Origin of the sequence: Streptomyces sp. NPDC006393, assembly GCF_040628575.1 — a bacterium.
In the GTDB taxonomy this organism is placed as follows: Bacteria; Actinomycetota; Actinomycetes; order Streptomycetales; family Streptomycetaceae; genus Streptomyces.
The window spans coordinates 64,669-91,267 of the sequence record NZ_JBEXZD010000004.1 but is presented as its reverse complement, the minus strand read 5'-3'; the positions used below and the strand labels follow the sequence as shown (position 1 = coordinate 91,267).

Annotated in this window: 24 protein-coding genes; 16 read left to right on the top strand and 8 right to left on the bottom strand. The window is 71.9% G+C overall.

Annotation, left to right across the window (positions count from 1 at the left end; all coding sequences use genetic code 11):
- Positions 1-11: 11 nt before the first annotated feature.
- Positions 12-941: an SCO1860 family LAETG-anchored protein gene (locus tag ABZ484_RS03450; RefSeq protein ID WP_358864216.1), complete on the bottom strand. Its 930-nt coding sequence runs from the start codon at positions 939-941 to the stop codon at positions 12-14.
- Between the two features lie 326 nt (positions 942-1,267).
- Positions 1,268-2,365, bottom strand: coding sequence for an amidohydrolase family protein (locus ABZ484_RS03445; protein ID WP_358864215.1), 1,098 nt, complete (start codon positions 2,363-2,365; stop codon positions 1,268-1,270).
- A 201-nt stretch (positions 2,366-2,566) separates the two neighbouring features.
- On the opposite strand from ABZ484_RS03445, the gene ABZ484_RS03440 reads away from it, so the two are divergent.
- The 5 genes from ABZ484_RS03440 to thpD all read left to right on the top strand — a co-directional run bounded on the left by ABZ484_RS03440 (position 2,567) and on the right by thpD (position 7,569).
- Positions 2,567-3,673 carry an aminotransferase class V-fold PLP-dependent enzyme gene (locus tag ABZ484_RS03440; protein ID WP_358864214.1) on the top strand — a complete coding sequence of 369 codons (1,107 nt, stop codon included), beginning with the start codon at positions 2,567-2,569 and terminating at the stop codon, positions 3,671-3,673.
- 585 nt (positions 3,674-4,258) lie between these two features.
- The gene (gene ectA / locus ABZ484_RS03435; protein WP_358864213.1) at positions 4,259-4,807 is read left to right on the top strand and encodes a diaminobutyrate acetyltransferase; all 549 of its coding nucleotides are present in this window, start codon (positions 4,259-4,261) and stop codon (positions 4,805-4,807) included.
- Positions 4,808-4,902: 95 nt separating this feature from the next.
- The gene (gene ectB / locus ABZ484_RS03430; protein ID WP_358864212.1) at positions 4,903-6,174 is read left to right on the top strand and encodes a diaminobutyrate--2-oxoglutarate transaminase; all 1,272 of its coding nucleotides are present in this window, start codon (positions 4,903-4,905) and stop codon (positions 6,172-6,174) included.
- Between the two features lie 91 nt (positions 6,175-6,265).
- Entirely contained in the window at positions 6,266-6,670 is a 405-nt protein-coding gene (locus tag ABZ484_RS03425) for an ectoine synthase (RefSeq protein WP_358864211.1), read from the top strand.
- Between the two features lie 5 nt (positions 6,671-6,675).
- Positions 6,676-7,569 (top strand): ectoine hydroxylase, encoded by an 894-nt coding sequence (gene thpD, locus ABZ484_RS03420; protein ID WP_358864210.1) that lies wholly within the window; start codon positions 6,676-6,678, stop codon positions 7,567-7,569.
- Between the two features lie 106 nt (positions 7,570-7,675).
- Here the strand turns inward: thpD and ABZ484_RS03415 are convergent, their stop codons facing one another.
- The 5 genes from ABZ484_RS03415 to ABZ484_RS03395 form a co-directional block, all read right to left on the bottom strand.
- Positions 7,676-8,773, bottom strand: coding sequence for an aminotransferase class V-fold PLP-dependent enzyme (locus ABZ484_RS03415; protein WP_358864209.1), 1,098 nt, complete (start codon positions 8,771-8,773; stop codon positions 7,676-7,678).
- A gap of 70 nt (positions 8,774-8,843) precedes the next feature.
- Positions 8,844-9,560: a DsbA family oxidoreductase gene (locus ABZ484_RS03410; protein ID WP_358864208.1), complete on the bottom strand. Its 717-nt coding sequence runs from the start codon at positions 9,558-9,560 to the stop codon at positions 8,844-8,846.
- Between the two features lie 76 nt (positions 9,561-9,636).
- Entirely contained in the window at positions 9,637-10,164 is a 528-nt protein-coding gene (locus tag ABZ484_RS03405) for a GNAT family N-acetyltransferase (RefSeq protein WP_358864207.1), read from the bottom strand.
- A gap of 54 nt (positions 10,165-10,218) precedes the next feature.
- On the bottom strand, positions 10,219-10,827 hold the full coding sequence (locus ABZ484_RS03400; RefSeq protein WP_358864206.1) for a DUF1349 domain-containing protein: 609 nt from the start codon (positions 10,825-10,827) through the stop codon (positions 10,219-10,221).
- A gap of 43 nt (positions 10,828-10,870) precedes the next feature.
- Positions 10,871-12,400: an aldehyde dehydrogenase (NADP(+)) gene (locus ABZ484_RS03395; RefSeq protein ID WP_358864205.1), complete on the bottom strand. Its 1,530-nt coding sequence runs from the start codon at positions 12,398-12,400 to the stop codon at positions 10,871-10,873.
- Between the two features lie 140 nt (positions 12,401-12,540).
- Here ABZ484_RS03395 and ABZ484_RS03390 point away from each other — a divergent pair, with 140 nt between their 5' ends.
- From ABZ484_RS03390 to ABZ484_RS03355, 8 genes are all read left to right on the top strand, one after another.
- Positions 12,541-13,314 (top strand): IclR family transcriptional regulator, encoded by a 774-nt coding sequence (locus ABZ484_RS03390; protein WP_030180087.1) that lies wholly within the window; start codon positions 12,541-12,543, stop codon positions 13,312-13,314.
- Positions 13,315-13,317: 3 nt separating this feature from the next.
- The gene (locus ABZ484_RS03385; protein WP_358864204.1) at positions 13,318-13,788 is read left to right on the top strand and encodes a GNAT family N-acetyltransferase; all 471 of its coding nucleotides are present in this window, start codon (positions 13,318-13,320) and stop codon (positions 13,786-13,788) included.
- A 124-nt stretch (positions 13,789-13,912) separates the two neighbouring features.
- Positions 13,913-14,944, top strand: a complete 1,032-nt coding sequence (locus tag ABZ484_RS03380) for a hypothetical protein (RefSeq protein WP_358864203.1) — start codon at positions 13,913-13,915, stop codon at positions 14,942-14,944.
- Positions 14,941-16,200: a histidine kinase gene (locus tag ABZ484_RS03375; protein ID WP_358864202.1), complete on the top strand. Its 1,260-nt coding sequence runs from the start codon at positions 14,941-14,943 to the stop codon at positions 16,198-16,200. Before ABZ484_RS03380 ends, ABZ484_RS03375 begins: the two co-directional genes overlap by 4 nt.
- Positions 16,197-16,862, top strand: a complete 666-nt coding sequence (locus tag ABZ484_RS03370) for a response regulator transcription factor (protein WP_358864201.1) — start codon at positions 16,197-16,199, stop codon at positions 16,860-16,862. Before ABZ484_RS03375 ends, ABZ484_RS03370 begins: the two co-directional genes overlap by 4 nt.
- Before the next feature lie 61 nt (positions 16,863-16,923).
- Entirely contained in the window at positions 16,924-18,372 is a 1,449-nt protein-coding gene (locus tag ABZ484_RS03365; RefSeq protein ID WP_358864200.1) for a penicillin-binding protein 2, read from the top strand.
- 201 nt (positions 18,373-18,573) lie between these two features.
- The gene (locus ABZ484_RS03360) at positions 18,574-19,140 is read left to right on the top strand and encodes a SigE family RNA polymerase sigma factor (RefSeq protein WP_358864199.1); all 567 of its coding nucleotides are present in this window, start codon (positions 18,574-18,576) and stop codon (positions 19,138-19,140) included.
- Entirely contained in the window at positions 19,137-19,961 is an 825-nt protein-coding gene (locus ABZ484_RS03355) for a hypothetical protein (protein ID WP_358864198.1), read from the top strand. The genes ABZ484_RS03360 and ABZ484_RS03355 overlap by 4 nt, the downstream gene beginning before the upstream one ends.
- Positions 19,962-20,004: 43 nt before the next feature.
- Here the strand turns inward: ABZ484_RS03355 and ABZ484_RS03350 are convergent, their stop codons facing one another.
- On the bottom strand, positions 20,005-20,799 hold the full coding sequence (locus ABZ484_RS03350) for an HAD family acid phosphatase (RefSeq protein WP_358864197.1): 795 nt from the start codon (positions 20,797-20,799) through the stop codon (positions 20,005-20,007).
- A gap of 237 nt (positions 20,800-21,036) precedes the next feature.
- Between ABZ484_RS03350 and ABZ484_RS03345 the strand changes: the two genes are divergently transcribed.
- The 3 genes from ABZ484_RS03345 to ABZ484_RS03335 are packed head-to-tail and all read left to right on the top strand — an operon-like array spanning position 21,037 to position 26,109.
- Positions 21,037-21,402, top strand: a complete 366-nt coding sequence (locus ABZ484_RS03345) for a hypothetical protein (protein WP_358864196.1) — start codon at positions 21,037-21,039, stop codon at positions 21,400-21,402.
- Positions 21,392-25,675, top strand: a complete 4,284-nt coding sequence (locus ABZ484_RS03340) for an RHS repeat-associated core domain-containing protein (RefSeq protein ID WP_358864195.1) — start codon at positions 21,392-21,394, stop codon at positions 25,673-25,675. The genes ABZ484_RS03345 and ABZ484_RS03340 overlap by 11 nt, the downstream gene beginning before the upstream one ends.
- Entirely contained in the window at positions 25,672-26,109 is a 438-nt protein-coding gene (locus tag ABZ484_RS03335) for a hypothetical protein (protein ID WP_358864194.1), read from the top strand. The genes ABZ484_RS03340 and ABZ484_RS03335 overlap by 4 nt, the downstream gene beginning before the upstream one ends.
- Positions 26,110-26,599 lie beyond the last annotated feature (490 nt).

Sequence of the window (26,599 nt, the reverse complement as noted above, 5' to 3'; positions counted from 1 at the left end):
CCCCTCCAGGCTTAGCCCCGGCCCCTGCGCCGACGCGCGAACGCCACCGCTCCCCCGCCCGCTGCCAGCAGCACGGCCGAGCCGCCTGCCAGGTACGGGGTCAGGGAACTGCCTCCTGTTTCCGCGAGGTCCTGGTCCTGCTCGGGCTTGGCGGCGGGGGCGCCCTGGGGCTTGGTGTCGGGGGCGGGGGGTGTGGCGGGCGTCGATGGCTGCTCGGCGGGCGTCGGGGTCTCGCACGTCGTCCTGGCGAGGGTCAACGTGCCCTCGACCTCGGCGACGTTGAGCTTCAGGGGGTTGACGGAGACCTTCAGTCGGAGGGCCGTCGCCGCGGCCGTGCGGGAGGTGGTCTCGCGGTGGGAGAGGTCCAGGCGGACCTCTCCGACGCCCGGGACCTGAACGACGGTGGGACCGCCGGGGGTGAGCGTCACCCTCTTGCCGAGCACCGTCACGGAGCCCAGGACGTTGCTCGTCGCCACCGGGGGCTTGCCCGCCTCGCAGGTCGCGCGGGAGGTGACCTGGTCGACCTCGATGAGGGAGAGCAGGCGGAGGCCGGGGACGTGGATGCGGGCGTGGGCGAGGGTCACGGTGCCCTCGGCCCTGGTCGCGGAGGTCGTCGCGGCCGACTTCGCCACGTCCGCGCGCAGGACGCTGAACGGCTTTCCGCCGTTCACGCCGTCGAGACGGGCGGTGAGCGCCGTCTGTTCGGCGCTGCGCGGCGCCTGGACCTCGTTGAGGGAGACGGCGAGCGGGACGTGCACCGTCTTGTTGAGCAGGGAGACGTCGAGGCCGGTGCGCAGGACGGACGCGCTCGCGCGGCCGTGGTCGGCGGTCGCGTGGGCGGAGCCCGCGCCGGCCAGCGTCACCGGGCCGGCGGCCAGGACGGTGGCCGCGGCGGCGGTGGCGCAACGGCGCGCGGGCAGACGGAAGGTGTGGCCGTTCACGGTGTGGGACCCCCAGGGATGACTGCTTGGGACCCCGCAAGGATTACGCACTGAGAGTGAACGGACAGCGATCCAGCGTGACTTCACTCCATCGTGGGGTTTCCGGCCTGGTTTTCGATTCTTTCGGCACGGGTGTTCCCTGTCGTCCCTCCTCTTGCTCCCTCCGTGCGAAGGCGCTGATGGACGCCCCGGCGCGTACGACGGAGTGCGCAACGAGCGGGGCTGCCCGCCGGTCACGTTCCGTCAACAGGGGTGGGCAACTACCGTTGACGGCCGCCGGGTGGACCCCTGGGCGGACCACCGGGCGGACCGCCCACCGACCACCGCTAGGCCACGATCCTTCCGTTCAGCACCACCCGGCGCGGGCCCGCCAGTACCCGTACGTCCACGCGCGGGTCGCTCTCGTAGACGACGAGGTCCGCCGGCGCGCCCTCGTCCAGGCCGGGCCGGCCGAGCCACGAGCGTGCCGCCCAGGTCGCGGCGGACAGGGCCTGGAGCGGTGGGATGCCGGCCGTGACCAGTTCCTCGACCTCGCCGGCCACCAGGCCGTGCGGCAGAGCGCCTCCGGCGTCCGTGCCGACGTACACCGGGATGCCCGCGTCGTGGGCGGCGCGGACGGTGTCGTAGCGGCGCTCGTGGAGGCTGCGCATGTGCGCCGACCAGCGCGGGTACTTCGACTCGCCGCCGGCCGCCAGGTCGGGGAAGGTGGCGATGTTGACGAGGGTGGGGACGATCGCGACGCCGCGCTCGGCGAACAGCGGGATCAGGTCCTCCGTAAGGCCCGTGGCGTGTTCGATGCAGTCGATGCCCGCCTCCACGAGGTCGCGCAGGGAGTCCTCGGCGAAGCAGTGCGCGGTGACCCGGGCGCCGAGGCGGTGCGCCTCCGTGATCGCCGCCTCGGCGGCCTCGCGGGGCCAGCAGGCGGACAGGTCGCCGAGGTCGCGGTCGATCCAGTCGCCGACCAGTTTGACCCAGCCGTCGCCGCGCCGGGCCTCCTGGGCGACGTACGCGACCAGGTCCTCGGGCTCGACCTCATGGGCGTAGTTACGGATGTAGCGGCGGGTGCGGGCGATGTGCCGGCCCGCCCGGATGATCTTCGGCAGGTCGTCGCGGCCGTCGATCCAGCGGGTGTCGGAGGGCGAGCCGGCGTCGCGGATCAGCAGCGCGCCGGCCTCGCGGTCGGTCAGCGCCTGCTTCTCGGAGACGTCGTCCGCGACCGGGCCGTGCGCGTCGAGGCCGACGTGACAGTGCGCGTCGACCAGTCCGGGCAGCGCCCAGCCCTCCACGGTCCGCACGTCCCGCGCGCCGATGGGGCACTCGTAGGTGATCCGTCCGCCGACCACCCACAGCTCGTCCCGGACCTGGTCCTCGTCCGGGCCGACGAGCACCCGCCCCTTCACGTGCAGCACCGCGCGATCGCTCATGCCCGCACCCTAATGAGCCGCCGTGGGGTCGCGTCCACCCCCTCCCTCCCCCGCCGGCCTGCCTGCCCCTCGGACGTCACCGGTGGGAGGCGGGTGACGTCCGCCGGTTACGCTCGAGTGCGTCGCCGTCGCCCCCGCGGCGATCGAGAGACGACGAGAGACGATCGACAGACGATCGGGAAACCGAGAAGAGAGCACGCCGTGACGCACCCGTTCCTGGACCTCGCCCCGCTGAGCGCCGCACGCTTCGCCTCGATCGAGGACCGGGTGGCGCGTCTGCTCGCCACCGAGCAGGACGTGGTGATCATGCAGGGTGAGGCGCTGCTGCCGCTGGAGGGGGCGATCCGCGCGGCGGCCGGGCCCGGTACGACGGCGCTGAACGTGATCACCGGGCCGTACGGGCAGACGTTCGGCGACTGGCTGCGGGACTGCGGCGCGACGGTGTACGACCTGTCGGTGCCGTACCACACGGCGGTCACCGCCGCGCAGGTGCGGGAGGCCTTCGCGGAGCACCCGGAGATCGACTTCGTGTCGCTGGTGCACGCGGAGGCGGCGACCGGCAACACCAACCCGGTCGCGGAGATCGGTGAGGTGGTGCGGGAGCAGGGCGCCCTGTTCTATCTGGACGCCGTCGCCTCCGTCGGCGCGGAGCCGGTGCTGCCGGACGTGTGGGGCGTGGACCTGTGCGTGATCGGGGCGCAGAAGGCGATGGGCGGGCCGGCCGGGGTGTCGGCGGTGTCGGTGAGCGAGCGGGCGTGGACCCGGATGGCGGCGAACCCCCGGGCGCCGCGCCGCTCCTACCTGTCCCTCCTGGACTGGAAGGAGCGCTGGGTCGACGGCGGCCGCAAGGCCCTGCTGCACGCTCCGGCCCAGTTGGAGATGCTCGCCCTGGAGGCGTGTGTCGAGCGCATCGAGGCGGTCGGCCTGGACACGGTGATGGCCCGTCACCGGGCCGCCGCGGCGGCGACCCGCGCGGGCGCGCGAGCCCTGGGCGGCGGCCTGGAGCCCTACGTGCACCAGGCGTCCGAGGCCGCCCCGGTCGCGACCACCCTGCGCGCGCCCTCGGGCGTCTCCGCCGCCGACCTGGTGGCACGGGCCCTGGCGGCCGATCCCTCCGCCCCGCTGGCGGCCGGCGGCGGCCCCCTGGCCAAGGAGATGATCCGCGTCAACCACTACGGCCCCGACGCCACCCGAGAGACGGTCGAGGCCTGCCTCGCGGCTCTGGGTACCGCCCTGGCCGCCACGGACGGCTCCTCCAGTGTCGACGTCCCGGCCGCACGGGCCGCCGCCGCGGCGGCCTGGCGGTAACCGCCCGGACCGGCCGGACCGGCCGGACCACCCGGCGCTCCAGGCCGGATGCCCGGGCGTCCGGCCTGGCCATGTCCGGGCCCGCGGTGGCGGCACGGTGGCCGCGGTCGCGACACGGTGGCCGAAAGCGCGCGTTCGCCCTCCCGGGGCGGGTCCCGGCGTACGGTGCCGTGCCGTGTTTCCCGGTTTCCCGCAGGACCACGCCCGATACCGGCACCCCGACCGACGGAGGTCGAAGGGGCCGGCTTCCAGCGTATTGACGGGTCACCGATATATGAATGCGGCAAAGTAATTCCGAGGATATTATGCGGGCAGCTTCCCGTCCTCTTCTGCCCCGTTTCCCGGACCCTAAACGCAAAGATTCCGCGAACACTCCGCGATGCAATTCCAAGGGATTCCGGGAGAGTTACGCCATTGTGACGCACCCCACAATCGCGCCCCTTTTGTCCGGGCACGGATGGACAAAACCCCACATCACGTCGGCCCTACGCGCGAACGCGCGCCCGCGTGATAACACAAGCGGGCGCGCCACGTAAGGGCATCCGACGATGCATTTTTGAATTCGGCTCGGTAAGTTCAATTCGCATGACTGCCGCACAAGCAGACCTGCGAACCGACCGCACGGAAATGCCGGACGCCGTCTCCGTCGAGCGTCCCGCCGTCGCCGACGGCGCCGCGCTCTGGCGGCTCGCCAAGGACTCCGGAACGCTGGATGTGAACTCCTCGTACAGCTATCTGCTGTGGTGCCGCGACTTCGCCGCCACCTCCGCGGTGGCGCGCGGCGCGGACGGCGCGCCCGTCGGTTTCGTCACCGGATACGTGCGGCCCGACCGCCCCCGCACCCTCCTGGTGTGGCAGGTCGCCGTCGACGCCGGCCACCGCGGCAAGGGCCTGGCCGCCCGGCTGCTGGACGCGCTGACCGCGCGCGTCGCCGCCGAGCGCGGGCTGACCGCCGTCGAGACCACGATCACCCCGGGCAACACCGCCTCCGAGCGGCTGTTCACCTCCTACGCGGCCCGCCACAACGCCCCGGTCGAGCGCGAGGTCCTCTTCGGGACCGAGCAGTTCCCGGACGGGCCACACGACCCCGAGGTGCTGTACCGCATCGGTCCGCTCGCCCTCCCATCCGCCTGAGCGACCGGCCCCGCCTCACCGTCACTCACTGCCTCATCTCCTCTTTCCGACCTCGCCCGACCTCCCCCTCTTCCCCACCCGAGGAGCGATTCGTCGTGACCATCACCCAGCCCGACCTGAGCGTCTTCGAGACCCTGGAGTCCGAGGTGCGCAGCTACTGCCGCGGCTGGCCCACCGTCTTCGACCGCGCGCGCGGCAGCCGTCTGTACGACGAGGACGGCCACGAGTACCTCGACTTCTTCGCGGGCGCCGGCTCTCTCAACTACGGCCACAACAACCCCGTCCTGAAACGGGCGCTGATCGACTACCTGGAGCGTGACGGCGTCACGCACGGACTCGACATGTCGACCACCGCCAAACGCCAGTTCCTGCAGACGTTCCAGGACCTGGTGCTGCGGCCGCGCGACCTGCCGTACAAGGTGATGTTCCCGGGGCCGACCGGGACGAACGCCGTGGAGTCCGCGCTGAAGCTGGCGCGGAAGGTGAAGGGGCGCGAGGCCATCGTGTCGTTCACCAACGCCTTCCACGGCATGTCGCTGGGCTCCCTCGCCGTCACCGGCAACGCCTTCAAGCGGGCCGGCGCCGGCATTCCGCTGGTGCACGGCACGCCCATGCCGTTCGACAACTACTTCGACGGCCAGGTCCCGGACTTCCTCTGGTTCGAGCGGATCCTGGAGGACCAGGGCTCCGGGCTCAACAAGCCGGCCGCGGTGATCGTCGAGACCGTGCAGGGCGAGGGCGGCATCAACGTGGCACGCCCCGAGTGGCTGCGGGCGCTCGCCGACCTGTGCGCGCGCCAGGACATGCTGCTGATCGTCGACGACATCCAGATGGGCTGCGGGCGCACCGGCGCGTTCTTCTCCTTCGAGGAGGCCGGGATCACGCCGGACATCGTCACCGTGTCCAAGTCCATCAGCGGATACGGGCTGCCCATGTCGCTGTGCCTGTTCAAGCCCGAGTTGGACATCTGGGAGCCGGGCGAGCACAACGGCACCTTCCGCGGCAACAACCCGGCGTTCGTCACCGCGACGGCCGCCCTGGAGGCCTACTGGGCCGACGGGTCGGCCATGGAGAAGCAGACCCGGGGGCGCGGCGAGCAGATCGAGCAGGCGCTGATCTCCATCACCGAGGAGAACCTGGCCGACGTCAAGGAGTACCGAGGCCGCGGCCTGGTGTGGGGCATGGAGTTCCACGACAAGGCGCGTGCCTCGCGGGTCGCCCGGCGCGCCTTCGAACTCGGTCTGCTCGTCGAGACGTCGGGCCCGGAGAGCGAGGTCGTCAAGCTCCTGCCGGCCCTCACCATCACCCCGGACGAACTGGACGAGGGGCTGCGCGCCCTCGCCCGCGCCGTGCGGGAAACGGTCTGACCCCCACCCGCCCGAACCCCTACCTGTCCGAACCCCTACCTGTCCGAACCCCCAACCTGTCAGAACCCCACCTAGGAGGCATCGCAACACCGTGATCGTCCGTTCGTTCAAGGAGATCGAAGGCACCGACCGGCATGTGAAGGCGGCATCCGGCACCTGGGAGAGCAAGCGCATCGTCCTCGCCAAGGAGAAGGTCGGCTTCTCCGTGCACGAGACGATCCTGTACGCGGGTACGGAGACCGACATGTGGTACGCGAACCACATCGAGGCCGTCGTCTGCACGAAGGGCGACGCGGAGCTGACCGACCGCGAGACCGGGAAGACTTACCACATCACGCCGGGCACGATGTACCTCCTGAACGGCCACGAGCGGCACACGCTCAAGGTCAAGGAGGACTTCCACTGCATCTGCGTCTTCAACCCGCCCGTGACCGGCCGCGAGGACCACGACGAGAACGGCGTCTACCCGCTGCTCACCGAGCCCGAGGAGGTGTGAGGACCATGACCACCGCCCCTGTGAAGGATCTCTACCCGACCCGTGGCGCCACCGAGGTGACCGTGCCCCGCCAGGACCCGGTCGTCTGGGGCTCCCCGGACGCGCCCGGACCGATCGCGGGCGCCGACCTCCAGGCGTTCGAGCGCGACGGCTTCCTCGCCGTCGACCAGCTCATCGCCCCGGACGAGGTCGCCGTCTACAAGCGGGAACTGGACCGGCTGGTGAGCGACCCGGCGATCCGGGCCAACGAGCGTTCGATCGTCGAGCCCAAGTCCAAGGAGATCCGCTCGGTCTTCGAGGTGCACCGGATCAGCGAGGTGTTCGCGAACCTGGTGCGCGACGAACGGGTGGTCGGCCGGGCGCGGCAGATCCTCGGCTCGGACGTGTACGTCCACCAGTCCCGGATCAACGTCAAGCCGGGCTTCGGGGCCAGCGGCTTCTACTGGCACTCGGACTTCGAGACCTGGCACGCCGAGGACGGCCTGCCGAACATGCGCGCGGTGTCCGTCTCGATCGCGCTGACCGAGAACTTCGACACCAACGGCGGCCTGATGATCATGCCGGGGTCGCACCGGACGTTCCTGGGCTGCGCCGGCGCCACGCCCCAGGACAACTACAAGAAGTCGCTCCAGATGCAGGACGCGGGCACCCCGTCCGACGAGGCGCTGACAAAGCTCGCGGGCGAGTACGGCATCAGGCTGTTCACCGGCAAGGCCGGCTCGGCCACCTGGTTCGACTGCAACTGCATGCACGGCTCCGGCGACAACATCACGCCGTACCCGCGCAGCAACGTCTTCATCGTGTTCAACAGCGTGGAGAACACGGCGGTGGAGCCGTTCGCGGCACCGGTGCGGCGGCCGGAGTTCATCGGGGCGAGGGATTTCACTCCGGTGAAGTGATGCCTGGCGCAGCACCGCTCTGACGCGGCGCCGCGCCGACGACCGGGCCGGGGCCTCTTCGTGTGGGACGGGAGGCCCCGGCCCGGTCGTGTCCGTGTGGCCGTTCTCAGCCGGCCAGCACGTCCAGCAGCCGGTCCACGTCGGCGGCCGTGTTGTAGAGATGGAACGCGGCGCGCAGGTTGCCCGCCCGGTCGGACACCTCGATGCCGGCGGCACTCAACTCGCCCTGGCGACAGCCGAGTCCGGGGACGGACACGATCGCGGAGCCCGGCGCCGGAACCGGCTCGTGCCCGAGGGAGTCGAGCCCCTTGCGGAACCGGTCGGCCAGTGCGACGTCGTGCGCGTGGACGGCGTCCGCGCCGAGTTCCTCGATCAGCTCGAGGGAGGCGCGCAGCCCGGCGTAGCTGAACAAGCCCGGGCTGACGTCGAACCGCCGGACGGCGTGGGCGAGTTCGGTGACCGGGCCGTAGCAGCTGTCCCAGGGCCGCTCACCGGCGGACCAGCCGGCGAGCAGCGGGGTGAGCCCTCCGAAGCCGTCGCCGGCGCCCGGGGCGACGAAGAACGTGGCGCCGTGCGGGCCCATGAGCCACTTGAAGCCGACGGCGGCGAGGAAGTCGTGACCGTCCGGGTCGACGGGCAGCCAGCCGGCCGACTGGGAGGCGTCGACGTAGACGCGGGCCCCGTGCGCCCGGGCGGCGGCGCGCACCGCGGGGAGGTCGGCGAGGCGGCCGTCGGCGGACTGGGCGGCGCTGACCGCGACGAGCGCGGTGCCGGGCCGGACGGACTCGGCGAGCCGCTCCAGCGGGACGACGCGCACCGTGAGGTCCGCGCGCACGTGGAAGGGGTTCACCAGCGAGGAGAAGTCGGCCTCGGCGGTGAGGACTTCGGCCCCGGCGGGCAGCGAGGCGGCGATCAGGGCGCCGTACTCGGCGACGGAGGCACCGGTGGCCACGCGCTCCACCGGTACGCCGGCCAGCCGGGCGAAGGACGCTCGGACGGCTTCGACGTCCTCGTACAGGGAACCGAGCGGCCTGCCCTCGGCCCGTAGCCGCACCGCCCGGTGCAGGGCGGTCACGGTGCGGGCCGGGAGCAGGCCGTTGCTCGCGGTGTTCAGGTAGGTGTTCTCCGGGGAGAACTCGGCGCGGACGAGGCTCTCGAAGGTCTCCATGGGACCACTGTGCGGCCCCGTGAAGTCGAAGTCCATCGCAGGATTCTGCGCGACCCTCCCAAGGAACGCTTATGCATGTGCGCTGACCTGGGCGATCAGGCGGCCCTCAGTGCTGGGGCACCGCGCATCCGTCCGGCCCGCAGGCCTCGGCGCCGCCGTCGTCGAGCAGGGTCAGCGGGGAACGCTCGCCCCACGCCTGGGTGAGCGCCCGCGTGAACACCTCGGCGGGCTGGGCGCCGGAGACGCCGTACTTCCGGTCGAGCACGAAGAACGGCACCCCGGTGGCGCCGAGCTGGGCGGCCTCGCGTTCGTCGGCGCGGACCTCGTCGGCGTAGGCGGTGGGGTCGGCGAGCACCGCGCGGGCGGCGTCGGCGTCGAGCCCGGCGGCGACGGCCAGCTCGACCAGCCGCTCGTCGCCCTCGGTGAAGACGGACCGCTCCTCGGCGAAGTTCGCCCGGTAGAGCGCGTCCAGCAGTGCGGTCTGCCGGCCCTGTTCCCCGGCGAGGTGGAGCAGGCGGTGCATGTCGAAGGTGTTGCCGTGGTCGCGGCCCCGGGTGCGGTACTCCAGGCCCTCCGCGGCGGCCTGCGCGCCCAGGTTGTCCTCGCCGGCCTGCGCCTGCGCCTCGCTCATCCCGTACTTCCGGGTGAGCATGGTGAGCACGGGCGTCACGTCGCCCTTGGCCCGGTGCGGGTCCAGCTCGAACGAGCGGTGGATCACCTCGACCTGGTCACGGTGCGGGAAGGCGGCCAGCGCCTTGTCGAACCGGGCCTTTCCGACATAGCACCAGGGACAGGCGATATCGGTCCAGATCTCGACACGCATACTTTCGGCTCTTCTCCAGCTCGCACGGGCACGGAGGCTCTCTCCGCCGATACCTGAACCTTCAACCAGCCCGCTTTCATTCCCCGGCCCCGGCCCCGCCCCCGGCCCCTCCCACGACGTACCGCAGGGACAGATGGTGGTCCCCCTCGGCGGGCGGCCGCTCCGCGTCGGGGACCCAGCCCCGGCGGGCGTAGAAGGCCTGGGCTCGGGCGTTGTCCACATGCACCTCCAGGACGGCCGTGCGCCTGCCGTCGGCCCGCCACTGCTCCAGGCAGGCCCGGTGCAGAGCGGTGCCGATGCCACTGCGCCAGTGGCCGGGGTCGACGTGGAACTGGAAGAGCTTGACCGTGTCCGCCGGTGCGCCGTCCGGGGTACGGAAGGAGGCGATGCCCACGATCCGGCCCTGCTCGACGGCGCACAGCACCTGTCCGTCGGCGCGCTCGATGGCACCGCGCCAGGCCTCGCACCAGTCGGTGTCGTCCTCCGGGACGCCGTCCGGGTAGTACGTCGAACGGGCCCGGAAGTGCAGGTCGGCGATGGCCTCGGCCTCGGCGGGCAGGGCGGTGCGGATCACCGGGGCGCCGGTCACGCGTTCTCTGATCATGCAACCGGGGACGCGCGGGCGGGCGCCGCCGGTTTCAGGCCGGACCCGGCCGGATCAGCTGCCGTCCCGCAGGTCGTCCGGCCAGGTCGGGCGGAACTCGAGGTGGTCGTAGGTCACCACGCAGCCCTCGCCCAGGGGTGACTGGGTCATGAAGCCGATCAGGGCCGCGCCCGTCTCCTTCTCGTCGCCCAGGGTGAACAGGCGTACGAAGGTCCAGTGCTTGCCGTCGCGGGAGGCGTGGAAGGCGAAGGCGCGGCCGGTGCGGCTCACCCGCAGCCACACCGAGCTGCCGTCGACCGTGAAGGAGTTGGCGTCGTCGGAGTGTCCCCGGGTGACCACCGTGCAGATGGTGGCCACGTTCGGGGAGTACTCCAGGCAGAGCTTGGCCCAGGCGCGCTCGCCGACGTGGACGTAGAGCACGCCCGCGTCGAAGGACGCGTTGAACCCGACCGTGACCCGGGCGATCAGCTGGAAGTCGCCCTCGGGCGCCCCGAGGAGGCGGGGCGCGTCGGAGGCGGGGTCCAGGGCCTCACCGGTGGGCGGGACGAAACGGTCCTGCCGGGGACCCGCCCAGCCGGTGAGGACTCCGTCCTCGTAGGACCAGTCGCCGTCCGGGCCGTAGGTGCGCAGGGCGAAGGGGAGTTCGGGGAGTTCTACGTCCATGGCCGGAGTCTCCCAGTTCTCCCCGCACCGTACGGCCAGGGGGTCAGCGTTCCAGACGGCCGTCGAAGCGGCGGGGCAGGCCCAGCGGGTTGTCGTCGCGCAGCTCCGGCGGCAGCAGCGCCTCGGGGGCGTTCTGGTACGTCACCGGCCGCAGCCAGCGCTCGATCGCCGTGCCGCCCACGGACGTGGACGTGGAGGTGGTCGCCGGATAGGGGCCGCCGTGGTGCTGGGCGGGGGCCACGGCGACACCGGTCGGCCAGCCGTTGACGAGGACGCGCCCGGCGAGCGGGGTCAGCTCGGCCAGGAGCTCCGCGCCGCGTCCCTCGCCGGCCGCCTCCTCGGCGGACAGGTGCACGGTCGCGGTGAGGTTGCCGGGGAGCCGGGTCAGGACCGCCGTGGCCTCGCCGTCGTCGGTGTAGCGGGCCACCACGGTGACCGGGCCGAAGCACTCCTCCAGCAACAGGTCGTGGTCGCCCTCCCGGGCCAGCCGCTCGGCCGGGACGGTGAGGAACCCGGCGCTCACCGTGTGCTCGCCGCCCGCGCCCGGGGTGACCGGCGAGTCCACGTCGGTCAGTTCGGCGCGCTCGGCGATGCCCGCGAGGAAGTTGTCGCGCATGCGGTGGTCGAGCAGGACGCCGGCCTCGGTGTCGCTGACGGCGTCCGTCAGGGACTTCACCAGGTTGTCGCCCGCCGCGCCCGCCGGGACGAGCACCAGGCCGGGCTTGACGCAGAACTGGCCGACGCCGAGCGTCATCGACCCGGCGAGCCCGGCGCCGATGGCCTCCGCCCGCTCGGCGGCGGCGGCCTCGGTGACGAGAACGGGGTTCAGGGAGCCCAGCTCGCCGTGGAAGGGGATCGGCACCGGCCGCGCCGCCGCCGCGTCGAACAGGGCCCGGCCGCCGCGTACGGAACCGGTGAAGCCCGCGGCGGCGACCAGCGGGTGCCTGATCAGCTCGATGCCCGCCTCGAAGCCGTGCACCAGCCCGAGCACGCCCTCGGGGATGCCGTGCTCGGCGGCGGCGGACCGCAGCACCCTGGCGACCAGCTCGGACAGCGCCGGGTGGTCCGGGTGGGCCTTGACGACGACCGGGCAGCCGGCGCCCAGCGCGCTCGCGGTGTCGCCGCCGGCGACCGAGAAGGCGAAGGGGAAGTTGGAGGCGGAGTAGACGGCGACGACGCCGAGCGGCACCTTGTAGCGGCGCAGGTCCGGGACCGGCGGGGTGGCGGTGTCGTCGGGGTGGTTGATGATCACGTCGAGGAAGGCGCCCTCGTCGACGATGCCCGCGAAGGCCCGCAGCTGGTAGCAGGTCCGGGCGAGTTCGCCGGTGAGCCGGACCGGGCCGAGCGCGGTCTCGGCGTCCGCGGCCTCCACGAGCTGGTCCCGGGCCGCCTCGAGGCGGTCGGCGGCCGTGCGCAGGAAGGCGGCCCGCACGGTGCGGTCGGCGAGCGCGCCGCGCGCCGCGTGCGCGGCCCGGACGACGGCGTCGACCTCCTCCGCTGTGGCCTCCACCGCAACCTGTTCCCGCTGCTTCCCGGTACGGGGATCGACGCTCCAGACTGGTGCTGCTGCCACCGGGGGTCCCTCCACATGTCTTGCCGCAGTACGTGGGTCATCCCTCAGGGACGTTCGATATACTGAACGCTGTCTCTGATGATGAATATGCTTCCGGAGACTATATCTTCAGGTCCTCGTCGAACGAAGGGGTCAAGGCGATGGCGGCAGGCGAGACGGGCGGCGGGGCGCAGGTCAAGTCCGCGGTACGGACCGTGGAATTGCTGGAGTACTTCGCCGGCCGCCCCGGTATGCACTCCCTGGCCGCGGTCCAGGAGGCCGTCGGCTATCCCAAGTCCAGCCTGTACATGCTGCTGCGCACGCTCGTCGAGCTGGGCTGGGTGGAGACCGACGCGACCGGCACCCGGTACGGCATCGGGGTGCGCGCGCTGCTGGTGGGCACCTCCTACATCGACGGCGACGAGGTGGTCGCGGCGGCCCGGCCGACCCTGGACCGCCTCTCCGACGACACCACCGAGACCATCCACCTGGCCCGTCTGGACGGCACCAACGTCGTCTACCTCGCCACCCGCCAGTCGCAGCACTACCTGCGCCCCTTCACCCGCGTCGGCCGCCGCCTGCCCGCCCACTCCACCTCGCTCGGCAAGGCGCTGCTGAGCACGTACACCGACGAGCAGGTCCGCAAGATGCTTCCGGAGACGCTGCCCGCGCTGACCGAGCACACCATCACCGACCGCGAGAAGCTCATCGAGGAGCTGCACCAGATCCGCGAGCAGGGCTACGCTGTCGACCGCGAGGAGAACACACTGGGCCTGCGCTGCTTCGGCGTGGCGATCCCGTACCGCACCCCGGCCCGCGACGCCATCAGCTGCTCGATCCCCGTGGCGCGCCTGACGCCCGCGCACGAGCAGATGGTGAAGGATGCCCTCTTCGACGCCCGTGACCGCCTGACGCTCGCCACCCGGAGGCTGTGAGCCGTGGAAGTCGTGCTCCGCGAGGTCCATGACAGCGATCTGCCCGTGTTCTTCCGGCAGATGAACGATCCCGAGTCCCTGCGGATGGCCGCCTTCACCCCGAAGGACCCGGCCGACCGGGACGCCTTCGACGCCCACTGGGCCAAGGTGCGCGCCTCCTCCGTCGTGCTGCGCACGATCCTGGCCGACGGTGACGTGGTGGGCAGCGCCGCGGTGTACGGCGAGCCGGGCGAACGGGAGGTCACCTACTGGGTGGACCGCGCCTACTGGGGGCAGGGCGTCGCCACGGCCGCGCTCCGCGCCCTGCTGGCCGAGGTCCCCGAACGCCCGCTGTACGCCCGGGCGGCCTCGGACAACGCCGGCTCGCTGCGGGTGCTGGAGAAGTGCGGCTTCCTGCGGACCGCGACGGCCCGGGGGTACGCCCAGGCACGCGGGGAGGAGATCGACGAGACGGTGCTCACCCTGCGCGGCTGACGCGACGGGCGCCGCATGGCCGTACGGACCGCGCACGGGTGTACGGGCGCCTCCCCCGCGCGGCGGAGGCGGATCGTCGGCGCGCGCGACGACGGCGGCGCGGTGCCGGCGGGAGCGTGGAGGCATGACCGAGTCGCTCGCCCTTCCGCCCGCCACCGCCGACACCCCCGGCGCCGTCCTCGACCGGCCGCGCCGCGTGCTGCGGGCCGTCGCGATCGCGGCCTGTGTGCCGTACCTGTCGCTCAAGACCGCCTGGATCGCGGGGAGCCATATCGGGATCCCGGACGGCAGCACGCTGCTGGAGCACCGCACGGCCATGGCCGTCGCCAACACCGTCAGCGTGCTCCTGGACGCGGCCGTGATCGTGCTGGCGCTGCTGCTGACCCCGCCGTGGGGGCTGCGCGTACCCGCCTGGCTGCTGGCCCTGCCGGCGTGGGTGGCCACCGGACTGCTGGCGCCGATCATGACCGGCTACCCGCTGCAACTGCTGGTGCGCGCGCTGGGCGGGGCGGTGGACAAGCCGTCCGGCACCGGCCGCCGGCCGTTCCTGCACGAGTGGGTGTTCGGGGTGGTGTACACCGGTTTCATCGTGCAGGGCCTGGCCCTCGGCGCGCTGTTCCTGCTCTACGCCCGGGACCGCTGGGGGCATGTGTGGCGGGGGCGGTTGGGAGAGCTGCCCGCCGGGGCGCTCGGGCCGGCGCAGCGCGCGTGCGCCGTGGCGGCCTGCGCGTTCGCCCTGTTCCCGCTGGTGATGCACCTGGTGTGGGCGTGCGGCGGCACCGCGGGACTCAGCGCGGGCCGCGTCGCGGACCGCACCTCCGACTTCTACGTCCTGGAGGCGACCGACGTCTGCTTCGTCCTCGTCGCCGTCGCCGGCGCCGTTCCGCTCGCCTTCCGGCGCGGCCGCCGGCTGCCGGTGGCCGCGCCGCTCGTGCCGGCCTGGGTGGGCTCGGGCGTCCTGGCCTGCTGGGGCGGCTGGCTGTCGCTGGCGTCACTGACCGCCGTGGAGGAAGCCGCCGACCGGCCCACACCGCTCATGAACCTCGTCTACGCTGTCCAGATGATCAGCGGCTTGCTGGTGGCGGCCCTGGGCGCGCACTTCCTCGCCGAGCGCTCGGCCGCGCACGCGGGGCGACCGGACCGGCGGGTGGCGTGAGGGGGTTCTTCCGGCCGCTGCTGGGCCGCGTGGCGCGCCGCCGCTGGATCCACCTGATCCTCGGCGGCGCACTCGTCATGCCGTACGTCCTGGTGGGCGCGGTGATCGTCGGGCCGGTCAGCGGCTCGTCGGACGTGTTCACCTCGCTTCCGCTGCAACTGGCCTCCTTCGCCGTCGGGTTGCCGCTGGCCGCGGTCACCTCGCTGTTCCCGCTGACCCGGCCGATGTCGGTGGCGGCGGTGCGCGCGCTGTGCGGGGTGGACGCCGGCTCTCTGGCCGACGGGCCCGCCCGGAGCCGAGCCGCGAAGGGGCGTACGGCGGCCTGGTTCACGCTGCACCTCGGACTCGGCGGGATCGTCTCCGGCATGTCGCTGTCGGTGCCGCCGTTCGGGGCGGTGCTGATCGTGCTGCCCGTCTTCGCGGGCCTGCGCGACACCCGGCTGGGCCTGCCCGAAGTCCTGGACCGGCCCTGGGCGTTGGCGCTCGCACCGGTCGCGGGCGCGGGGACCCTGCTGGCGCTCGCCGCCTGCGCGGCGGGCTGCGGCGCCCTCCTCGCCCGCTGGGCGCCGGCCCTGCTCGGGCCCGGTCCCGAGGACCGGCTGGCCGCCGCCGAGGCCCGCGCCGCCGACCTCGCCGTGCGCAACCGGCTCGCCCGCGAGCTGCACGACTGTGTGGGACACGCGCTCAGCGCCGTCACCCTCCAGGCGAGCGCGGCCCGCCGTGTCCTCGACACCGACCCGGAGTTCGTACGGGAGGCGCTCGCCGCGATCGAGGACACCACACGGCGCACGGTGGGGGAACTCGACGCCGTCCTGGGCGTGCTGCGGGACGGCGACGCCCCCGGCACGGCTCCGGCGCCCACCCTCGCCGCCGACCTCGACGGGCTGCTGCGCCGCACCCGCGCCGGCGGTCCGCGCATCACCGCCGAGGTGGACACCGACCCCTGGGCGCTTCCTCCGGTGGTCTCCCGCGAGGCCTACCGCATCGTGCAGGAGGGGCTGAGCAACGCGCTCAAGCACGCGGGCGGGCAGGTCCCGGTCACGATCCGCGTCGGCGCCGTGGACGGGCACCTGGAGATCACCGTCGAGAACCCGCTGGGACAGGGGACCGCGGCGGCCACCGCCCGGCCCGGCGGCGGCCACGGGCTGCGGGGCGTCGCCGACCGCGCCCGGCTGCTGGGCGGCGCCGCGCACGCGGGCGAGGCGGACGGGGCGTGGCGCCTGTGGGTACGACTGCCGCTGAAGGGACCCGTATGAGCAGTGCCTCACCCATCCGGATCGTGCTCGCGGACGACGAGCGCATGGTCCGCACCGCCCTGCGGGCCATCCTGGCCGCCGAACCGGACCTGACGGTCGTCGGGGAGGCGGCGACCGGCGCCGAGGCGGTGTCCGTCGTGCGCGAGACACGGCCCGACGTGGTCCTCATGGACGTCCGCATGCCCGAGGTGGACGGCATCCGGGCCACCGGGCGGATCCTCGCCACGCTCACCGCGGCCCCGCCCCGGATCGTCGTCGTCACCACCTTCGAGAACGACTCCTACGTCTACGACGCGCTGCGCGCCGGGGCCTCCGGGTTCCTGCTCAAACGGGCGGACGCCGACACCCTGGTGCGGGCGGTGCGGCTGGTCGCGCGCAGCGACACCCTGCTGTTCCCGTCGGCCGTACGGGCGCTGGCCGAGGAGCACGCGCGCGCGTCCGCGGCACCGCCGGCCTGGGTGGCGCGGCTCACCGTCCGGGAGGGCGAGGTGCTGCGGCTGATGGCGACGGGGCTGACCAACGCGGAGATCGCCCGGCACCTGGAGGTCGGCCCGGCCACCGTCAAGACGCATGTGGCGGCGGTGCTGGCGAAGACCGGCGCCCGGGACCGGACCCAGGCGGTGATCGCCGCCTATGAGGCGGGCTTCATGAACGTCCGATGAGAAGCCGGGCGGACGGGAACGTTCCGCCCCTTCCCCCTCGTCCTTCCCCGGGATGAACGGGATGAACAAGACGATCAGGCGGGCGTCCGTCTTCACACTGCTGCTCGTGTTCGCGCTGCTGGCCAGGGCGACATGGGTGCAGTTCTACGACGGCAAGGCCCTCGCCGACGACAAGGACAACCGGCGCAGGGCGATCGAGACGTACGCGCAGCCGCTGGGCAACATCGTGGTGGGCGGCAGCGCGGTCACCGGCTCGGCCGAGACCAGCGGCGACCTGAAGTACAAGCGGACGTACGTCGACGGCAAGCTGTACGCGGCGGTCACGGGCTACAGCTCGCAGGTCTACGGCGCGACGCAGTTGGAGGGCATCTACCAGGACCTCCTGGACGGCACCGACAACCGTCTGAAGAACCCGCTCGACACCCTCACCGGCAAGCGGGCCACGCCCGGCGACGTGATCACGACGATCGACCCGGACGTGCAGAAGGCCGCCTACGAGGCGCTCGGCGACAAGAAGGGCGCCGCCGTCGCGATCGACCCGGCCACCGGGAAGCTCCTCGCGGTGGTCTCCACGCCGTCGTACGACCCCACCGTGCTCAGCGCCGGCGACGGCGACGCCTGGAAGAAGCTGACCAAGGACTCCGACAAGCCGATGACGAACCGCGCGCTGCGCCAGCCGCTGCCGCCGGGCTCGACGTTCAAGCTGGTCGTGGCTGCGGCCGCGCTGGAGGACGGGCTGTACCCGTCGGTCGACGTGCGGACGGACAGCCCGGACCCCTACACGCTGCCGGGCACCACACGGGTGCTGTCGAACGAGAACCCGAGCGCACCCTGCGAGAACGCCACCATCCGCACCGCGCTCCAGTACTCCTGCAACAACGTCTTCGCGAAGATGGCCGTCGACCTGGGCCAGGACAAGGTGCGGGCGATGGCCGAGAAGTTCGGCTTCGACGACGAGTCCCAGGACGTGCCGGTGCGCGCCTATCCGAGCGTGTACCCCTCCGGCATGGACAAGGCGCAGACCGCGCTCACCGGCATCGGCCAGTTCGACGTCACCGCCACTCCGCTCCAGATGGCGATGGTGTCGGCGGCCATCGCCCACGGCGGCGAGCTCGTCTCCCCGCACATGGTTTCGCGGACCACCGACGGCGACGGCGACGTGCTGCGGAACTACGACGACTCCACCGACAGCAAGCGGATCGTCAGCTCCCGCACCGCCGAGCAGCTGCGGTCGGCGATGCGTACGGTGGTCGAGCAGGGCACCGGCACCAACGCCCGGATCCCCGGTGTGACGGTGGGCGGCAAGACGGGCACCGCCCAGCACGGCGAGAACAACAGCAAGGTGCCCTACGCCTGGTTCACGTCCTACGGCACGTCGGAGGCGACGGGCAAGCAGGTCGCGGTCGCGGTGGTCGTCGAGCAGTCGGACGCGGCCCGCTCGGAGGTCAGCGGCAACGGCCTGGCGGCACCGGTGGCCAAGGCGATGATGCGAGCGGCCCTCGCGGACTAGATGATGCGAGCGGCCCTCGCGGACTAGATGATGCGGGCGGCCCTCGCGGACCAGGCGGGCGGTCGCTCGCCGGCTCCGGCCGGTTCGGTTCGGTCTGCCACACGGTGTTCGAGGCCCCGCACGGTTCGCTGCTACAGTCCCCGGACCCGTATCCGGCGCGCACGGCTGTTCGGCGTCGGGGAGCCGCTGCGAGGAGAGACCGTGGGGACAGTCGTCGACGGCGCCGCCCGCGCGGAGTTCCACGCCTTCTTCGAGCGTCACTACGCCGAACTGGCCCGGCTGGCCCATCTGTTGACCGGGGAACCGGACGCGGCGGACGACCTGGCCGCGGACGCCCTGCTGGCGCTGTGGCACCGCTGGGACCGGGTGCGCGCGGCCGGCCACCCGGTGGCGTACGCGCGCGGGGTCGTGGCGAACCTGGCCCGCACCCGGATCCGCAGCGCCGTGCGCGAGCGGCGCCGGGTCGCCCTGTTCTTCTCGCAGCGCGGGGAGAGGACCGAGGACCCGGACGTGGCGGGGGTCGTCGACGTCCAGGAGGCGCTGCGCCGGCTGCCGTTCCGCAAACGCGCCTGCGTGGTGCTGCGGCACGCCTTCGACCTGTCCGAGAAGGACACCGCGCTGGCCCTCGGGGTGTCCGTGGGTACGGTGAAGAGCCAGACCTCGAAGGGGATGGCCGAACTGCACCGCCTGCTCGGCATCCCGGACGGCCCCGACCGGGTGCACACGGCCATGGCACGCACCGGCGGTGGCGGAGGAAGGGACCGATGACCATGCGGCGGGACGTGCACGAGCGGCTGCGCGCCCGGCTGCACGAGGCGGCGGGGGCGCACGAGCCCGACCGCGCGCGCATCCTGGCGCGGATCGAGCGCGGCATGGACGCCGCGGACCGGCCCGTCCTGCGGGCCGCGCGGACCGGGGCGACCGGTCGGCCGCGGGTGGCCGGGGCGCTCGGCTGGCTGCGGGTGGCCGGGGCGACGGCCGCGGTCGCCGGGGTACTGGCGGTGGGCGGCTACGCGGTGTCCTCCGCGGTGCGGGACACCCCGCGGCCGCAGCGGCAGACCGTGGCGGTCCCGCCGGCGCCCAGCCCCGTGCCGTCCCCGGACGCCGGTCCCGCCACCACCGAGCGGGACGGTCCGCTGCGGGCGGACGCCTCGGTGGACCCGCACAGCAACGACTACTGGGCGCAGAGCGACATCACCCTCAGGACCTCCGAGCCGCTGACCGCGCTCACCGTACGGCTGGAGGTCGCCCAGACCGGCGGGGTGGCCTCGACCGGGGCCTGGCGGTCGCTCCCGGAGCCGGACTTCACCCTCACGGTCGGCGAACGGAACGGGTTCCTCGTCTACACATGGACGCTCAAGGCCGGGCGCACGGTCCCGGCGGGCACGTGGGTGTTCGCGGGGCAGTACAACCACGACCGCGGCGGCCGGAACGCGCGGCAGGACCGCTACACGGCGACGGCCACCGCGCAGGGCCGGCACCGGTCGGTGACGGGCGACTTCAGGCCGCGCGACGGCGACGGCGGCAGCGACAGCGCGTGGACCGAGGGCACGGCGCCCGGCGGCACCGCGCCCGGGGCGGACCCGTAGCGGACCGGCCGCCGGACGCCGTGCCGCCCGCGCGCCGAGCGGCTCAGCTGACGAAGTACGTCGGGTTGGGCAGCTTGTAGGTGCGGTCGGCGTAGCCGCCGTCGAGGTCGGAGTACTGGTCGCCGAAGTTGGCGACGATGTCGTACCCGAGGTCCTCGATGTGCTTGCGGGTGCCGGACTTGTACTGGACGGTGGTGCACTTCCAGGCGCCCGGGGTGGCGCAGCCGCTCAGGTAGGCCGGCGGGTTGGCCGCGTCCTTGAGGAACATGTGGCCGGCGTCGAGGTTGACGTCGGCGCCGACCTTCTTCAGGTTCTCCACGGCGGCGGAGCGCTGGGCCTCGCTCAGGCCCGAGTTGTAGAAGACGGTGACGCCCTTGCTCGCGGCGTACCGCACGAGCTCGGGGCTGCCGAAGACCTCGGGCCGGTCGGCCTGGTTGACGTAGGCCGCCCAGGTGGCGCTGTTGTAGCCGTAGTTGTTCTTCTTCTCGTAGTCCAGGCTGAGCAGCAGCGTGTCGTCGATGTCGAAGACGACGGCCGGCTTGTGGCCCTTGTGCCCGGCCTGGCGGGCCGCCTTGTCGATGTACCGCTTGGCGTCGGCGTCGATGCGCGCCAGGTCCTTGGCGTACGGGCTGTCCGGGGACGCCTGGTAGACGCCGGCGGCGTCCTGCGTGGTGCCGTAGTAGGTGTCGATGTCCTTGGTCAGCAGCCCGATGTTGTAGGGCTCGTGGGTGGAGTTGGCGGTGGACTGCCCGGCGGTGGCGGCACCGGCGCCGTAGAGGGCGCCACCGGCGACGGCACAGGCCGCGGCGACGGCGGCGACTCTGAGGGACTTCCGCATGGGATCTCCGGATCTGGTCGATGGACGTGACCGGCGAGATCGCGCCAAACACATGACGCGACACCAGGTCACGCACTGTCTACGCGCATTGCGCATGAGTCGCGAGGGGCGTTACCCGATCGATACGCAATTCCTTCACACAGGGCATTGCCCGCACGTGGTTGCGACATGACCTCCCCTTGACCCGCCTCCCCTAGGGTCGGGAGCCGCGATCGCGAACGGGGGAAGGACTGTCAGGTGGGGGAAGGCAAGGACCCGAGCAAGGTCCTGGACATCAAGACCGCCGACATCAAACGGGCGGCGCCGGACTTCCACAAGGGCGCCGAGGACCTGAGCAAGGCGCTGACCGTCCTCATCAAGTCCCTTGACGGGCTGGGCGAACCCTGGGGCCACGACAAGCAGGGGAACGAGTTCGGCGACGCCTACAAGCCGCTCCAGAAGAAGATCGAGAGCTCGGCGGGCATCCTCGTGCTGGGCCTGACGAGCATTCACGAGGCCATGGTGGACATGGCGGACGGCCACGTGGACAACGACCGGCTCATCGCGGGCATCTTCACCGAAGTGAAGGTCGACGGCAAGCACGGCGGTGCCGGTGAGCGTTGAGGACGAGGCCCGCAAGATCCTTCTGAAACTGGGCCTGTGGTGGCCGGAAGCCGACTCCGGCAAGCTGCGGGACGCGGCGAAGGCCTGGCGGACCTTCGCGGAGTCGGTCGACGACGTCCGGGGACCCGTGCACCGCAGCGCGTCGTCGATCATCCACCACAACACGGGCCACGCGATCGACGCGTTCGAGAAGTTCTGGGGCCGTTACGCCAAGGGCCAGGACGGCGGCTGGCTCAGCGACCTCGCCGAATCCGCGCGGGAGATGGCCAAGGCGCTGGACAAGTTCGCCGACGCGATCGACGACGCCATCCACAAGCTCTGGGTACAGATAGGCATCGACGCCGCCGTCATCGCGGGTGGCGTGGCACTGGCGTTCTTCACGGCGGGACTGGCGTCGGGTGCCGCCGTGGCCGCCGCCGACGCGATCGTGGAACTCGGCGCCACCCTGGGGGTGGCCGTCTCCGCGACGGTGGCGGAGATCGCGGCGGGCACCCTGGTCGCCGCCGCCTTCGGCGGTGTGGAGTCGGTCACGGTCGACCTCGCCGTGGCCCAGCCCCTGAAGATGGCCACCGGTCTGCAGCACGGCCTCAGTCTCGACGAGATCAACCAGGCCGCCAAGGACGGCATGATCTTCGGCGGCGCGCTGGGCGCCGGCGGCGGCGTACTGAAGGCGGGTCTCGAGGGCGGGCTGGGCGACATCACCCCGCCGCTGCTGCGCCCCCCGTCGCTCCGCCCGGATCTGGTGGAACTGGGCCCGGCGGCCCGCAACGCCGAGCGCACCCCCTGCGTCGGCGAGCCGATCGACGTGGCCACCGGCGCGATGCTGATGACGCAGACGGACCTGAGCCTGCCGGGTTCGCTGCCGCTGGTGTTCACCCGCACCCACCTGTCCTCGTACCGGGGTGGCGTCTGCTTCGGCCCGACGTGGATCTCCACCCTGGACGAATGCCTCCAGATCGACGGCGAGGGTGTCGTCTTCGCCGCGGCGGACGGCATGCGCCTGGTGTACCCGGTACCGGAGCCGGGCGTGCCCACGCTGCCCATGAAGGGCGCCCGCTGGCCACTGGAGTGGGACGGCAAGCCGGACGGCGCGATGACGGTGACGGACCCGGCGACGGGCGTCGTCCGCACCTTCGCCGCCCCGGTCCCGGCCGCCTCCTTCGGCACCTTCCACCTGCCGCTGGAGTCCTGGAGCGACCGCAACGGCAACCGGATCGACATCGAGCGCGACGACGACGGCGTACCGTCCGGCATCCGCCACTCGGGCGGCTCCTACGTGGCCGTCGACACCTGGGGCCCGCGCATCACCGCCCTGCGCCTCCTGGCCGAGCCCCCATCCCGTTACGGCGCCGAGAGCCCTGCCGACGAGGGCACGGTCGTCATGCGCTACGGCTACGACCGGTCCGGCAACCTCACGGAGGTCGTCAACTCCAGCGGTGAGCCGATGAGGTTCGCCTACGACGCCGACGGCAGGATGACCCGCTGGACCGACCGCAACGGCACCTGGTTCTCCTACGTCTACGACGAGCGCGGCCGCGTGACCCGCACCGACGGCGTGGACGGCATCCTGTCCGGCACCCTGACCTACGACGACACGGCCCGCACGACGACGTACACGGACTCGCTCGGCCGCACGTCCGTCCACCGGTACAACGCCGAGGGCCTGGTGGTGGAGAAGACGGATCCCCTCGGCCACGTCACGCGCACGGAGTGGGACGAGTGCGGGGTACGGCCGGTCGCGGTGACCGATCCGCTGGGGCACACGACACGGTACGCGTACGACGAGGCTGGCAACCTCACCGAACTCGTCCTCCCGGACGGTGCGGTGGCACGCGCGACGTACGGCACGCACGGCCTGCCCACGGAGGTGGTCGAACCGGGCGGCGCGACCTGGCGCCACACCTACGACGACTGCGGCAACCTGCTGACGACGGTCGACCCGGCCGGGGCCGAGACGCGCTACGACAACGACGCCTCCGGCCGTCCGGCCACCATCACGAACGCCCTGGGCCACACCCGCACCGTGGCCTACGACGGGGCTGGCCTGCCCGTCGCGCTGACCGACGAACTCGGCCACACCACGACCGTCCACCGGGACGCCTTCGGCCGGGTCGTCGAGATCACCGATCCTCTGGGCCACACCACCCGCATGAAGTGGACGGTGGAGGGCAAGCCGGCCTGGCGGGAGTACCCCGACGGCACCCGCGAGTCCTGGACGTGGGACGCCGAGGGCAACCTGCTCAGCCACACGGACCCGGCCGGCAACACCACCCACCAGACCACCGCACCGTTCGACCTCCCGGCGACACGCACTGATCCGGACGGCGCGAGGTACGCGTTCGCCTACGACACCGAGCTGCGCCTGACCGGTGTCACCAACCCCCAGGGCCTGACCTGGTCGTACCGCTACGACGAGGCGGGGCGCCTGGTCGCGGAGACGGACTTCGACGGCCGGACGCTGACGTATGCGCATGACGCGGCGGGCAGGCTCGCCTCCCGTACCAACGGCGCCGGGGAAACCATGCGCTTCACCCGGGACGCCCTGGGGCGGGTCGTGGAGCATCGGTCCGGTACGGAGGATGTCACGTTCGTCTACGGGCCCGACGGCGCTCTGGTCCGCGCGGCCAATGCGGACGCCGATGTCACCATGGAGCGGGACGCACTGGGGCGGATTCTGACCGAGACGGTCAATGGTCGCACGATCCGGTACACGTACGACGCCCTCGGCCGCCGCACCGGTCGGCAGACACCGAGCGGGATGGTGTCGCGGTGGACATACGACCCCGCGGGCAGGCCCATCAGTCTGGAAAGCGGAAACGGCGAACTGCGGTTCGTCCATGATGCCGTGGGACGCGAAGTCCAGCGGCGTATCGGGAAGGCGGTTACGCTCACCCAGACCTGGGACCGAGGCGACCGTCTCACCACTCAGTCCCTGGCGGCGCATGTACCTGCGGGTACCGAGCGCCTCCTTCAGCATCGCGCCTACGCCTACCAGGCCGACGGTCATGTGACAGAGATCCGAGAACTGACGTCCGGAACCCGCCGTTTCGACGTGGACACCATGGGACGCGTCACGGGAGTACGAGCGCACGGCTGGGCCGAGACGTACGCATACGACGTCGTCGGCAACGTGGTCCACGTCGCCGCTCCGCATCACGACGCATCCGGTGATCGTGAGTTCGAGGGCACCCTGATCCGCCGCTCCGGGCGCACCGAGTACGAGTACGACGCTCAAGGCCGCCTGGTCCGCAAGACCCGCAGACTGCTCAATGGGCAGAAGCGGCACTGGACGTACAGCTGGAACTCCGAGGACCGGCTCACCGACGCCATCACCCCCGAGGGCGAGCACTGGCGCTACGCATACGATGCGATCGGCCGCCGCACCGCGAAATACCGTACGGACGGCTCCGGTCCGGCCGGCGAACGCACGGAATGGTGCTGGGACGGCAGTCAGGTGGCCGAGCAGAGCACGGCTGACGGCAGGGTCAAGATGTGGGAGTACGCACCGGGAACGCACCGTCCTGTCGCCCAGATCGACCACAGACCCGCGGTCCGGCACCCGGGCACCTCGTTCTTCGCCCGGCTGGCGGAGGATGCGACGGCCGACCCCGACCGCGCCACCCGTTTTCATGCGGTCATCACGGACCTGGTCGGGACGCCGGCCGAGCTTGTGTCCGTCGACGGCGACGTGGCATGGCAGCGCCGTACGACTCTTTGGGGGAACGCATACCCGGCTCCGACGGACGACAGCGAGTCCGTGGATTGCCCCATCCGCTTTCCGGGCCAGTACTGGGACGCCGAGACGGGTCTGCACCACAATTTCCACCGGTACTACGACCCGGAGACCGCGCGCTACATATCACCCGATCCGCTCGGACTCGACGCCGGCCCAAATCCCTGTTGGTACGGGCCGAACCCTCTCACCTGGATCGATCCCCATGGACTCGCGGCTTGCCGCACATCTCCCAGAATGGAGAACGGCAACCCCAAGGAGGGGTGGCAGCACATCGACGAGCGGCACATCGCCGGCACCGCCTCCGGCGGTCATGGTGACCTCATGCCCCCGTCGACCACCCGTGCACAGGTGGAGAAAGCCGCGCAGACGATGATCGACAAGGGGACACGGGTATCGGACCCCGCGCGTCGGATGCAGACCTTCGAAAAGAGAATGGTCGTCAACGGAATGCGAGCCCGGTACCGACTGGTCGTCGACTCGGAGGACGGAAACCGCATCATCACCTTCTTCCCCGTAGGAAAGAGTTACACGCCGTGATCACCGTGCAGTTCACTGTTCGCCCCGGCCAGGGCCGACCCAGCGGATTCGACCTGGGAGACATCCACGTCACCGGCGATCTCGGCACGGCGCAGTCGGCGGGACACTCCCCGGACCAAGGCATGATGATCTACCTGTCTGTCGTGCAACTCCTGGACGGCCTGGGCCCCTTTCTGCGAAGCAGCGCCAAGACATACGCGTTCACCGGCGTCGACACTTCCTTCGGTCTCGTGTTCCGGCGCGCGAAGGACGGCGTGTCCGTCGCCACGAAGGACGGTCTCATCGCCCGCACGACCGCACCCGAGCTCGCTGCGGCGATCGCATCCGCTGCCGAAGCCTTGTCCCGCACTCTCCCTCCAGAGGATGCGGCATCGTCCGACTACCAGGACGCTCTGTCGGCGTTCCGCCCGCTCGCCTCGGAAGACCGTGCATGAAGTACGTCACGGCCGTCTGGGAATCCAGCGGGTTCGCATCACCTATTCGGGAGTGCGGCACTTCTCCATCGACTACGCCCACGACATTTACTGGATGCTGGTCGACACCGTGCTCCTCGACGAGATCCTCCCGGACGAGGACGGCGGCTGCCTGCACGAGATCGCGTTGACCGACGCCTCCATCACAGTGCGCTGCCGGGACCTGGGGCAGTATGGCGCAGTGGTGCTGAGGCGTAATCGACGTGACCTGGGCGTTCGACGTACGCGGGATCACCACGCGCCGGGCCGGGTGGATTCGCCGCCGCAACGAGGAGCTGTGGGCGGCGAGCGGGCGTCTCGGCAGGTCGCCGACGCTTTTCGCGACGCCCGGATACCTGCGGTTCCCGGGCACGCTCTCCTGCCAGGGGTAGGCCTCGCGCATGTTCGTGCAGGGAGCCTCCGCGTCGAGGCTGGAGACGGTCGACGAGGCATATGTTTCGATCACTGCTTG

Bases quoted from the DNA above. Each gene is read 5' to 3' on its own strand.
- ABZ484_RS03445 (WP_358864215.1), bottom strand. From the start codon at position 2,365: ATGAGCGATCGCGCGGTGCTGCACGTGAAGGGGCGGGTGCTCGTCGGC.
- ABZ484_RS03415 (WP_358864209.1), bottom strand. From the start codon at position 8,773: ATGGACTTCGACTTCACGGGGCCGCACAGTGGTCCCATGGAGACCTTC.
- ABZ484_RS03355 (WP_358864198.1), top strand. From the start codon at position 19,137: ATGACCATGCGGCGGGACGTGCACGAGCGGCTGCGCGCCCGGCTGCAC.
- ABZ484_RS03405 (WP_358864207.1), bottom strand. From the start codon at position 10,164: ATGATCAGAGAACGCGTGACCGGCGCCCCGGTGATCCGCACCGCCCTG.
- ectA (WP_358864213.1), top strand. From the start codon at position 4,259: ATGACTGCCGCACAAGCAGACCTGCGAACCGACCGCACGGAAATGCCG.
- ABZ484_RS03350 (WP_358864197.1), bottom strand. From the start codon at position 20,799: ATGCGGAAGTCCCTCAGAGTCGCCGCCGTCGCCGCGGCCTGTGCCGTC.
- ABZ484_RS03400 (WP_358864206.1), bottom strand. From the start codon at position 10,827: ATGGACGTAGAACTCCCCGAACTCCCCTTCGCCCTGCGCACCTACGGC.
- ABZ484_RS03390 (WP_030180087.1), top strand. From the start codon at position 12,541: ATGGCGGCAGGCGAGACGGGCGGCGGGGCGCAGGTCAAGTCCGCGGTA.
- ABZ484_RS03380 (WP_358864203.1), top strand. From the start codon at position 13,913: ATGACCGAGTCGCTCGCCCTTCCGCCCGCCACCGCCGACACCCCCGGC.
- ABZ484_RS03410 (WP_358864208.1), bottom strand. From the start codon at position 9,560: ATGCGTGTCGAGATCTGGACCGATATCGCCTGTCCCTGGTGCTATGTC.
- thpD (WP_358864210.1), top strand. From the start codon at position 6,676: ATGACCACCGCCCCTGTGAAGGATCTCTACCCGACCCGTGGCGCCACC.
- ABZ484_RS03365 (WP_358864200.1), top strand. From the start codon at position 16,924: ATGAACAAGACGATCAGGCGGGCGTCCGTCTTCACACTGCTGCTCGTG.
- ABZ484_RS03370 (WP_358864201.1), top strand. From the start codon at position 16,197: ATGAGCAGTGCCTCACCCATCCGGATCGTGCTCGCGGACGACGAGCGC.